The organism is Desulfosarcina sp., from assembly GCF_033791525.1.
GTDB lineage: Bacteria > Desulfobacterota > Desulfobacteria > Desulfobacterales > Desulfosarcinaceae > Desulfosarcina.
This window is the reverse complement of the sequence record NZ_JASJGN010000256.1, coordinates 1-10,794: the sequence shown is the minus strand read 5'-3', so window position 1 is coordinate 10,794 and position 10,794 is coordinate 1. Positions and strand designations below refer to the sequence as shown.

Annotated in this window: 9 protein-coding genes and 1 pseudogene; 8 read left to right on the top strand and 2 right to left on the bottom strand. The window is 57.0% G+C overall.

Annotated features, from left to right (window positions below):
• The 6 genes and pseudogenes from QNK41_RS12990 to QNK41_RS12965 form a co-directional block, all read left to right on the top strand.
• Positions 1-418 (top strand): SDR family NAD(P)-dependent oxidoreductase (locus QNK41_RS12990; protein WP_319257577.1); only part of this gene is annotated, 418 nt, incomplete at its 5' end.
• 202 nt (positions 419-620) lie between these two features.
• The gene (locus tag QNK41_RS12985) at positions 621-1,292 is read left to right on the top strand and encodes a TetR/AcrR family transcriptional regulator (RefSeq protein ID WP_319257575.1); all 672 of its coding nucleotides are present in this window, start codon (positions 621-623) and stop codon (positions 1,290-1,292) included.
• A 212-nt stretch (positions 1,293-1,504) separates the two neighbouring features.
• A complete protein-coding gene (locus tag QNK41_RS12980; protein WP_319257573.1) occupies positions 1,505-1,891 on the top strand; it encodes a hypothetical protein in 387 nt (128 codons plus the stop codon).
• A gap of 12 nt (positions 1,892-1,903) precedes the next feature.
• Positions 1,904-2,317: pseudogene (locus QNK41_RS12975) on the top strand (DsbA family protein); the annotation flags it as partial.
• A complete protein-coding gene (locus QNK41_RS12970; RefSeq protein WP_319257571.1) occupies positions 2,314-2,592 on the top strand; it encodes a hypothetical protein in 279 nt (92 codons plus the stop codon). The pseudogene QNK41_RS12975 and the gene QNK41_RS12970, both read left to right, overlap by 4 nt.
• A gap of 12 nt (positions 2,593-2,604) precedes the next feature.
• Positions 2,605-4,584 (top strand): transporter substrate-binding domain-containing protein, encoded by a 1,980-nt coding sequence (locus QNK41_RS12965; RefSeq protein ID WP_319257569.1) that lies wholly within the window; start codon positions 2,605-2,607, stop codon positions 4,582-4,584.
• A 158-nt stretch (positions 4,585-4,742) separates the two neighbouring features.
• On the opposite strand, the gene QNK41_RS12960 is transcribed toward QNK41_RS12965, so the two are convergent.
• Together QNK41_RS12960 and QNK41_RS12955 are read right to left on the bottom strand one after the other, a co-directional pair.
• Entirely contained in the window at positions 4,743-7,829 is a 3,087-nt protein-coding gene (locus QNK41_RS12960) for a hypothetical protein (RefSeq protein WP_319257567.1), read from the bottom strand.
• 49 nt (positions 7,830-7,878) lie between these two features.
• The gene (locus QNK41_RS12955; protein WP_319257565.1) at positions 7,879-8,523 is read right to left on the bottom strand and encodes a DUF4136 domain-containing protein; all 645 of its coding nucleotides are present in this window, start codon (positions 8,521-8,523) and stop codon (positions 7,879-7,881) included.
• 241 nt (positions 8,524-8,764) lie between these two features.
• On the opposite strand from QNK41_RS12955, the gene QNK41_RS12950 reads away from it, so the two are divergent.
• Together QNK41_RS12950 and QNK41_RS12945 are read left to right on the top strand one after the other, a co-directional pair.
• Positions 8,765-10,174, top strand: coding sequence for a hypothetical protein (locus QNK41_RS12950; protein WP_319257563.1), 1,410 nt, complete (start codon positions 8,765-8,767; stop codon positions 10,172-10,174).
• Positions 10,171-10,692, top strand: coding sequence for a hypothetical protein (locus tag QNK41_RS12945; RefSeq protein ID WP_319257561.1), 522 nt, complete (start codon positions 10,171-10,173; stop codon positions 10,690-10,692). The genes QNK41_RS12950 and QNK41_RS12945 overlap by 4 nt, the downstream gene beginning before the upstream one ends.
• The last annotated feature ends 102 nt before the right edge of the window (positions 10,693-10,794 follow it).

Below are 10,794 nucleotides of genomic sequence, written 5' to 3'. Positions count from 1 at the left end.
CATTCTCGTGGCCTGGTGGGGGGTGTGGCATATTATCGCCGGTCTGGTGCCTCTGTTGGGCCGCACCGGCTACGCCGCCAGCAAACACGCCATGCATGGCCTGTTCACTTCCCTGCGCAGCGAAGTCAGGGACCATGGCGTACACGTCATGGTGGTCTGCCCCGGCTTCATCAAGACTCATCTGCAGGACCGTGCCCTGGGGGGGGATGGAACCGTCACCCAACACCCGCAATCGAGGGTCGGCAGGCAGGACGCCCCGGAGCGTGCCGCCGAGGCCATTTTTCGCGGTGCCCAGAAGGAAAAAGACCTGCTGGTGCTCACCGCCGTGGGAAAAATTGCCTATTGGACCAGTCGACTGGTGCCGGGATTTTACGAATGTCGCATGGCCAGCCGATTCAAGGCGGAACTGGAGCGCTGAACCGCGATAGCGAGCGCATTCCCCGCGGCTTGCCGCGGGGGGGGTTCAAATCTGCGGATGGCCGGTAACAATGGATGGCCGGACCATGGATGACGCGATGCCAATGCGGTGGGGGGCGATGGGTAAACACAAAGCCATCTCAACCAAGCGGTTGGGATGATAGCAAGTGTTGAAATGGCTGCCAATCTCAATCAGGAAAGCAATGGGACTCAAAGAGAGAAGGGAACGGGAGAAAGAAGCGCGCAAGCGTCAGATTTTGACGGCTGCCAGGCGGCTGTTGTTCAAAAAGGGGATTCAGTCCACCAGTATCAACCAGATCGCCCGCACGGCCGAACTGGGCGTCGGCACGATTTATTTTTACTACCAGAGCAAAGAGGAAATATTTTACTCGCTTCAGGAGGAGGGGCTGGATATTCTCTTTCGCGAAATCGATGCCATCGGTCGGGCCAAAACGCCACCCGACGAAAAGCTCCGTCAAACCGGTCTGGCCTACCTGCGTTTCAGCAGCGAGCAGAAAGATTATTTCGACATCATCAACTACTTTCTGGCCACGCCGTCGGTGATTCTCGGAAGCGAACTGAAACAGCAAATCGATCGTAAAGGCAGCCATATCCTGGAGCTGATCGCCGGGTTCATCCGTACAGGTATCTCCGACGGCATCTTCAGGCCGGTGGATGAAAAAAAATACGCCGTCATGTTCTGGGGGACCCTGCATGGGCTGACCCAGTTTAAAAAGTTGGAGGACACCGTTTTAGAGGGAGACGATCATGGGCAGATTTTCAATTACGCCGTCGACCAATTAATCGGCGGATTGAAACGCACAGATGAACCAGGACCGAGGCCTGAAAACGGATCACGGGTGACTGAAGACTGAGTCGGAGGTCCGAAGACGGATGTCGAACGTCTGGGGCTTCATCACCGAAAACAATAAAAAGCGGTCGTTGCGCCTTGCACCGGTCCGCTTTTTCGTTGTATTGTGCAGACGATCAATCCGGGTCGATGGAGACCATTGTTGGCCGGCAAATCGATCCGGTATTCCCATTTTTCACCTCCAATCAAAGGATTCACATGTTGAGATTCATGAAAATGGCCGTCGTAGCAATGGTTATGCTTCTGCCTGCGTCACTGCATGCCGCATTCGAGGTTGAAACCATCCTCAAGGCCGACATCGGCGCACCTATCCTGGATGTGGCCACCAACCCGGCCGAAGAACTGGTCTTTGTCCTGACGCCTGGGGCGGTGCTGATCTATTCGACCACCGATCAAGCCGTTTTGGACCGCATTCCGGTTGAAAAACAGTTCGACCGAATCGCCTATCAGGACTCAGACCGGTTGGTCCTGACCGCCGCTGAACCCTCCCGCATCAGCATCATCCGGTTCAGCCGCATATACGATATCGATCTGTCCGGCAGGGCGGTCAAAGGGCCCCGGGATGCGAAAGTCACCCTCGTGGTATTCGATGACTATCAGTGACCGTACTGTGCTCGCTTAGAGCAATATATCCAGCAGGTGCTGGAAAAATTTCCCGATGACGTCAACTATGTGGTCAAGCACTTCCCGCTTTCCAACCATCAATTCGCCCATCAAGGCGCCATGGCGGCGCTGGCTGCGGGCAGTCAGGGCAAATTCTGGGAGTTCCACAGCCAGCTGCTCGAGAACCACAAGCAGGTCAACGACGAGAAAATTCTGGAGATCGCCGGGGGGATGGGGTTGAATATGGACCAGTTCAATCTGGACCGCCAGAGTGCATCCAGCCGCCGACTGATCCAGGAAGATGTTGAAAACGGCAAAAAAATTGGTGTTCGCGGAACCCCGTCGGTGTTTATGAACGGGAAGCGAATCAGCAATCGGGATTTGGGAAACCTCCCCGAATTGATCGTGCGGGAGCGCGGCAAATGAAAAATAAATTATTTTGGATGTTGTTTCTGGTATTGGCGATATCGATTGCATCGAGCTCGTGCACCCACAAACCCTATCATCCGAACAAAAGCGAGCGGGAGTGGACCATCGACAACGAAGATTGCCAACAATCGGTCAGAGAGGGCATTCGTGATGAGCCCGACACCTATGACAACTTTGACGAGATGCGGCTGATCCGCCAATGCATGAAGGATAAAGGCTGGCAGTGGGAACGCACCGACCTGTTCAACTTTAATAAGCCACTGGCGGAATAGGAAACGGGTTTGATGACGCTGTGGTGTCGCACCGGACTGCTGCTGCTCCTTGCCATGCAACCGCTGGTTCTGTCGGCGGCCGACATCCCTGCCGTGCCGCTGATCGCCCGCGGCGACCGCAACTTCCCCCCGTACGAATTCATCAACGAGAACGGCGAGCCGGACGGCTTCAACATCGATCTTCTCAAGGCTATCTCCCGCCGGCTGGAGATGGATGTGGATATCGGCCTGGATTCGTGGGAGACGGTTCTCGAAGCGTTCACCAACGGCAATATCCACCTGGTCACCGGGATGATCCGATCGGCGGAAAGAGAAAAACAATTCGATTTCTCCATTACCCACGCCGGAGTATTCTATTGCCTGTTCGTGCGAAAAGGATCGCCCATTCAATCCATCGATGATGCCCGGGGGAAACAGATCCTCGTTCATGCGCAGGCCTATTCCCAGGACTGGCTCGTCGATCGCGACATCACCGATCATATCATTCCGGTTTCCTCACCCCAGGAGGCCCTGCAGATGCTTGCTGAAGGCCGGTACGATTGTGCCGTCGTCGAGCGCCTCAGCGCCCTGATGCTGCTGGACTATTTCAAGATTGACAATGTCGCGCTGACCGGTCCGCCACTGACGTGCGCACCTTATGCCTTTGCCGTGCAGAAGGGGAATGATCGATTGCTGGCGAAATTGAACGAGGGCATTCACCTGATGCACCAGAACGGCGTGTATGAAGATCTGTATCGTAAATGGTTTTCCGTCGCCGATGCCCATGCCCGGCGGCAGGTCATGCTTCGTGCCGGTGCCCTGGTGCTGGCCGCCGTCCTCGGTCTGGCGGTCGCCGTGTTCGTCTGGAACATCGCCCTGAAGCGGATGGTGCGCCGGAGAACCACCGCTTTGCGGCGCTCCGACAACCGTTTTCAGGAACTTTGCGATCTGCTTCCCCAGACGGTCTTCGAGACCGATGCAAAGGGCCATATCACTTTTTTGAACCGGTCCGGATTGGACATGCTGGGCCTGGGTGAGGCGTCGATCCCAAACGGTATCGAGCTCTCCGATTTCCTGCCCGGCGAGCCCGATCTCGACGAATGGGCGCAAACCGGTGACCGTCGCGGGAAGGCTTGCGTGGTCAGCGGCCCGGATATTGAGGCCTTTCCGGCGCTTCTCTACGCGACCCCGGTCGTGTCGGGAGGCAGTCGTTCAGGGTTGAGGGGGCTGCTGGTGGACATCACCTTTCAGAAGGAATTGGAAAAGCAGGTCATCGAGTCGCAGAAGCTGGAGGCCATGGGTCGGCTGGCCGGCGGCGTGGCCCATGATTTCAGCAATATCATCACCGGTATTTCCGCCTATGCCCAGTTGCTCAGAAACCAGCCGCACGATGGCGACACGGTTGCCGACAGGGCCGAAAGCATTCTCACCGGATGTGACCGCGCCACGGACCTGGTGCGCCACTTTCTGGCCACTGCCGGTCGCCGCCAAGCCGAAAAAGAGCCGGTCCGGCTCGGGCAGGTTGTTTCCGAAGTATTCAAACTGCTTCACCCCACCTACGGCCTGAGCATCATGTTCCACAATACCATCGAAGATGAAAATGATACCGTCTGGGCCGAACCGGCCCTGGTTTTCCAGGTCCTGATGAACCTTTGCGTGAACAGTGCCCAGGCCATGTCCGACAGCGGTGGTACGATGACGGTGGGGCTGATGCACGATGCCGCGGCAGGTCAGGCGTCGCCGAACGTGTTGCCGCAGCGGGTGATTTTCATCGCGGACACCGGCCCGGGTATCGAACCCGAACACCAGGGGCGCATCTTTGAGCCCTTTTTTACCACCCGGGGCAAGGACAGCGGCACCGGTATCGGACTTTTCGTGGTTTGCCAGGCGCTGTCGGATATGGGTGGCGCCGTCCGGGTAGAGAGCGAACCGGGAAAGGGAGCGACTTTTATCGTTAGTCTTCCGGCCGCACAGTCGCCCGCCGATGGCCTTGTTCCGGATGCACCGGTGTGATCGTTCCGCCAACCGCCCATTGAAGCGGGCTTGATAAAGGTGCCAGAACGTGCGCCATCTGCCCCGGTTCGGCTACCCTGAACAGCGATAGCGAGCGCATTCCCCGTCGATTGTCGGAGCGAAGCAGAGACCCCGCTCATCGGGTCCGCCGGGAGGGTTCAATCGACCGACGTCCGGGCGCCTGGTTTAAAAATCCGGTCCATGGCTTTGAGATAGCCGGGTGCGCACTGCAGGTAAAAGGAAAGCCCCTTCGAGAAGTTTATCCCCACCACGCCATCGATGAACATCTGACTGATTTCCCGTTCGCGTTTAAGGATCGTCTGGCATCCTGCCAGAATGCGCTTCTCTTCGTCGGAGAGGGTTTTAAAGAGGTACTTGAGGGCGGTGCGCGCCCGGGGCTGATACATCCAGAAGTAGAGCAGGTCCAGGGCCCCGATGACGATGAGTTTTTCCAGGTCCTTGGCATCGGCATTGGCATCGATGCGTTCCTTGCCGATGGAATCGAGCGTTTCCCACACATTCAGCTCCGGAAGCTGGGCTTCTAAACGGCCGTAGGTGTCAAAGAGCTGGGACAGGGTGTCCGCATAGTCCTGGAAGCGGGTCTGAATATTGCTGAACCGGTCGGCCGTTCCCTCGATCACCCCGGCCACGGTGTCCGAGGCACCCTTGGAGATGACCGCCGCCCATTTTTGCAGATGCCCGTCGATACCCGTCACGCCGAACATTCCAAGCAGGGCACCGATGAACATGTTGAGGACGATGGCGATGGGTATGGAGAGGATGCTGCGGAAAAAGTTCCCGTACACGGCACCTTTGGGCAGCCCCCGGAACAGGTTGTGGCTGGACAGGTAAATGCCGTTGGCCACAGCCATGACGGTGTAAAGGGCCATCGGGTTCGTCGCCGTCGTAATGCCCATGAGTCGATCCAGAAAAAGGGTCTTGACCAGATAGTCCAACAGCGGCACGGAAAACCCGGTAAACAGCAGCGAATCGGATATCCTTACCCAGCTGACGTAATCGTTCCAGCGCAACAGCGGCGAACGACTGATGCCGCCGCCGCCCAGCACCGACTGGACGATGTTTCTGACCCCCGTGATGCCGAACCAGATGAACGCCCCCAAATAGGCCAGCACCCACCACGAGTTGGTCAGGTAGAAGCTAAGAAAGGCCGGAATGAATCCCATGAGTATTTTCAGCCCGTTTCTCGCCGTACTGTTCAGGTAAAAGGGAGTAATTTTGGGTTTGGGTGCAGTGATCGGACTGCATTCCAGCCGTAGACAGTTATCCGACCGGTCGGCTATCCCTCCCAAGGTGACGATGTTCCCTTCCGGTTGCATGCGGGTGAGGTGGGGCTGGACCAGCCAGTCGACCTGAAGGCTTTTGCCGAGCACCTTGAGTAGTGGCAGATGTTGAATCAGGCGCTGGTGAAGCCCCTGGGACCCTTTGGGGCTTCTATAGGGGATATAGGTGACCCGCTTATAAACCGGTATCCTGAAAGGAATCACGCTGCGGATGGCCCGGTTCGGCGGTTCCGACGGGTCGCCGACCGTGCAGGGGATCTCTCCCGGCGCCACATGCTGGCGATGCTTGCACAATCGGCGGGCGTTGGGGGGAAGTGTCTCCAGGATGGCCAGCCCCATGCCGTACATGCGTGAGGAGTGGCCGGTTGAGTCGCTGCCGATTCTCGGTTTGAGATGCATGGAGCTATACATGGCCGTGAACGCGGAGATATCGTGGAGGATGATGCCCAGCTTCTCGATGCGCTCCGTCTTGCCAGGGAAGGGCTTGGCGGTGGCCAGTCGTCCGATGATTCGCCGGATGACCCGCTTCAGATTGATGGCATTGCCTTCGTTGAGTGCCAGCTGGAGCTCGCTGATCTCCTCGATGTAGCAGGTCTTGCCGGTGGTGTAGTCCTTGAGGTTGAAGATTTCCAACCGGCTGATCAGGCCGTCGCAGTCGTAGAGAATTTCCACCACGTCCTCGGGAAGCAGATCCGTCAGGTTCAAGGTGACCCGAAAGCCGGTGTGCAGGCCGGTGACCTGTTCCAGCACCTGCCGGGGCGCCAGGAGGAGCAGTTCCGGGGTGTCTGGGTCGTCGTGGACCTGGTTGGGATCGGGGATGTCGGGATTGGCCGCCGGCCGCAGGAACTGACGGACGATGGTTTCCGAGTCCAGGTCGTTCATTCGTTCCACCCGTGCTGCCATATCCGCTTTGTGACCTTCATCGGCGCTTTCACAGGCGCCACGCAGTTCCTCCACCTTGCGTTTCATCAGCGGGAGCAGTTGGTGGTGGATGTATTTGGCCAGGTGAAGAATGGACGGCTGGCCGGGCCGAACAAATGCCAGGAAACGGCCGGCGTCCAGCACGGGGATATCCAGATGGGTGTCGGCGTTGATCGCAGGCCGGTGAACCCGGTTGAAGGCATCCAGGATGTTCAGCACGTAGCGCTGCCGGTAACGGGTGACTGCGCGGCCCTGGTCCATGAGCCGCCTGACCGGTTCTTCGGCCAGGAAACAGAGGAACGACTGGGCATCGGAAAAGCCACGGGGGACCCAGATCAGCTGGATATACTTGCCCTGGAAACGGGCCGAGAACTCGATGCCGATGCGGATTTGAACCCCCATGATCTGGGCGGCCTCGATCAATTCGGCGGCGGATGGGGGATCGATGAAATTGTAGTAGATGACCCGCAGACGCCGGATGCCCTTGATCCAGGCATCCATGATCAGGTGGGAGGCTGATTTGCGACCCTTGGTGTTGATGTCGTGCACGTGATCGTCGAAGGCCAGTTGATTCCAGGCCTCAGGCATCTCCAGCAGGTGGTAGCGCCGCAGCATGTTTCTGACGATGCTGGGTTTGCCGCTGGCCACCCGCCTGAAATCATGGGCCAGCTTGAGCTGTTCGAGTTCGTGGCCGTGGGCCCGTATCAGATCCTTCATGATGGACAGGAGCACCCGTGCGGCGTTCTTCGGCAGGGTGCCGGCCGAGGCATGCAGCACTTCGTCACGCAGCGAGCGCAGGGCGTTGAGACGATCTTCCAGATCTCCGGCCTCCAAAGACTCGAGGAGGTGGATGACGGCGTAGGCAATGCGAAGACCCCGGGTTTCGGCCAGTTCTTTGATGCCGTGAGGATGAAACCAGGGAAACAGGCCTTTTTTGCGTATGATGGCAGGGGTGGATCTGCTCAGCACACCATTGACGATCGTGAGAAGATCGCGGTCGCGCTTGTCGAAAAATAGGCTCAATGGTCCTCCATTGGACTGATGAACGGGCGGTTAGGCTTCATGTTTCCCTTTACGTCTGGGGTGGAAATTGCACCAGGATCTTTTCCACCAGCGTGTCGATATCCCGGCTGGCTTTCTCCGGGTCCTTGTACTCCCGGAACCGCTGGGTTCCGGTTCCCCGCCAGAGCAGGGTTTGCGATGTCGCATCGACAAAATCGATGGTCAGGGAGCCCTCATCATATTCACGGATGTTGTTGCCGGTGCCGATGGCCACGCCGCCACTGCTACCAAAGCTGCCGATACCGAACCCGATGCCACCACTGGTGCCGTCCGATTCGATTTTCTGGCGCAGCGTGTATTGATAGCGGATCAGGAAGGTCGGGGCGCCGTCTGCTGACTGAACGAATCCCTTGTCGGAGAGCTGACGTTCCACTGCTGTCCGGATGCGGGTGTTGCGAAGGGGATTGTCGATGCGAAGATCACCGGTTTTTTCCTGGGTTTCCGATTCCCAGCGGTAGGCTTGCATCGATTTAAAATCGGTGGCTGGATCATAGTCTTGATTCACCTGGATACCCGAGCATCCGCCGAGAACAAGGGTTGTCATAAAAACAGTGAGCCAGATTTTTCTCATCTTGAAGACCTCCACGATTGCCGTTCCTGAAATGAAAGATGCCCCAATCCACTGTCGGTCATCCACCGGGTTGGTGTTGAGCATCCAGTCAAAGCCACTCTATCTGTCCATCATAATTAGCATATTCGTTAAATAAGTCAAAACAAGACCGCTTCTGGTGATGAAAAAAGCATGAACCGTCACGGCGCACAGCCTCTGCGCTGTTTGCAGGGGGGCCGGCGGGCAGACAGATTTAGGCTATTTTAGGCGTTAAAAAATGGGCCCGCCAAAAAAAGATCATAAATAAGGTTAACTTCGCGAATTAAGTGCCGATAAATGGTCCATCATGATTAGACGCCAACCATCCTTGATCACCATTGCCAGTGAAGAGACGATCAGTTTTCTGATGGTTTCAACGGACGGCCGCTTCCAGACGCTGGCCAACCTGCCTCTGGAGGGCTTTATAGACGGGAGCGTGAAGGCAGCTGATCTGCCGAAATCGGCATTGCAATCGGTCAACCGGCTGCTTGTCGTTCCGGACTATTGGATGGGCAGTCGTTTTGACGAGTTTCAGGCCCGCAAAACATCCGTGATCACTGCCTTTATCGAGCGCAAATTAAAACTGGAGCAGCCCACGCTGACCCAGGCCGGCGATTTCTATCATTATGCCGTTGTCCAGGATCAGGACCACCGCCAGCAGTTATACACTTTTTATCTGCAGGAGGAGATCGCTTATCGGCTCTATCGACGGTTGGAGACCCTTGGCATCAGCCCGCTGCGCATGACCACGCCAGCCCAGGTGTGGCAGGCCAAACTGGGTGAGATGGTCGAAGATTTCTCACACAAAGGGATCGGGTTCATTCATCTGGGCGAGACAGACTGTTTTCTCTATTTTTTCTTCATGGGACAGTTCCTTTTCTCACGCAACATTCAAATTCCGGACACCGAGGGTGACGCGTCCCAGATCTACAACCTGTTGAATTATGAAATCAATCAGTCTTTTTACCTTTATTCACAGAAAACCAAAAGCGCGGTGGACAGCCTGTTCATGCTGGCGCCGGACGCGTCGGCCGTGGATCAACTGACCGAGTTATTGGGCCGGGAAGTCCAGGAACTGCCTTCCTTGCAGACAGCGCCGGGCATCCCGGACGAAGCGATGGCCTGCCCGTCCTGCCGGGTATTCACGGCCCCGGATTTGACCCGGAACGGGGAGCACTACCTATCCTATCGGCCACTGAAAAATGAACTGGCGTGGCGGCCGGTGCAATGGGCCGGTATTGCCGTGGGATTGTTCCTGGCGGTTCTTCTGACCGTCGAATCCGGTGCCCTCTATCTCTGGTCAGGATCGGTCGACCGGCAGATGATCGAACTGACATCGATTGCCTCGGAACCGCCGGAAATGGCCCTTCAGGACATATCCCAGGCGCTTGACGAAATCACCCGGGAACTGGAGCGACCCTCCGGCAGCGGCACCCTGATGCGAACGCTTCTGGCCATGCCCGACGGGGTGTCGGTGAGAAAGATTTCTCTCGACGTGTCAGGCACACCCGTCCTCAACATGGAGGCGGTGGTCGATGCGGACAACCCGGATGCATTCAAGGCCATGCTTGCCGTCTTTTTGAATCAGCTCAACCAGCGATTCAACCTGAAGCCCAATGCCCTTCAGGAAAAGGATGTGAGCATCCAGTTGGACCGCAGCGAAGGCGATGGAAGAAAACCTGTTTATCAGATCAATTTCGGTTTCGAAATATCATGAAGACCCGACTGGGTAAAAAATGGCTGACCATTGGCGTGATCTGGGGCGTGGTGCTGGCCATGACCGGCTGGAACTTCCTTCTTGTCAACCAGGTCCAATCGCGGCGTCTGGAACTGGGAACCCTTCAGAGGGATCTGCACTATTTACAATCCAGGCAAACCGGCATCCAGGAGGTGCATCGGCAACGCTCCCGGCTGACCCATGCAGTGAAATCGTTTGGCCTGGGGTTTCTGGTGGTTGAGAACGATCTGAAGCGGCTCTCCTGGGATTTTGGTCTCCAGCAGATGCAGGTGGAGGCTGATGACAACGCCCAGGACACCCGGTCGGCCTCTATTTCGATTTTTGCTGCCGGACCGGTGCCGGCCATCGTTGGATGGATTGCCGCCGTGGAGGATGCTTACCCCTATCTGGTGATTGAGCACATGGACATCTCCTACGACAAACGAAAACGGGCGGGTCAGCTCCAGGTTGTCTTCAACTACCGCTACATACTTGCAAATCCGGAGAGGAGGGGCTGACATGCATCGATTGGGCAGTCGCATGCATGTATTGGTCGGCCTGTGGATTCTGGCCGGCCTGGTGGTGGTTGGCGTCAACGGAACCATGCTCATGTCGCTGCT

Coding starts and splice junctions, on each gene's coding strand:
- QNK41_RS12985 (WP_319257575.1), top strand. CDS start 621: ATGGGACTCAAAGAGAGAAGGGAACGGGAGAAAGAAGCGCGCAAGCGT.
- QNK41_RS12980 (WP_319257573.1), top strand. CDS start 1,505: ATGGCCGTCGTAGCAATGGTTATGCTTCTGCCTGCGTCACTGCATGCC.
- QNK41_RS12970 (WP_319257571.1), top strand. CDS start 2,314: ATGAAAAATAAATTATTTTGGATGTTGTTTCTGGTATTGGCGATATCG.
- QNK41_RS12965 (WP_319257569.1), top strand. CDS start 2,605: ATGACGCTGTGGTGTCGCACCGGACTGCTGCTGCTCCTTGCCATGCAA.
- QNK41_RS12955 (WP_319257565.1), bottom strand. CDS start 8,523: ATGCTCAACACCAACCCGGTGGATGACCGACAGTGGATTGGGGCATCT.
- QNK41_RS12950 (WP_319257563.1), top strand. CDS start 8,765: ATGATTAGACGCCAACCATCCTTGATCACCATTGCCAGTGAAGAGACG.
- QNK41_RS12945 (WP_319257561.1), top strand. CDS start 10,171: ATGAAGACCCGACTGGGTAAAAAATGGCTGACCATTGGCGTGATCTGG.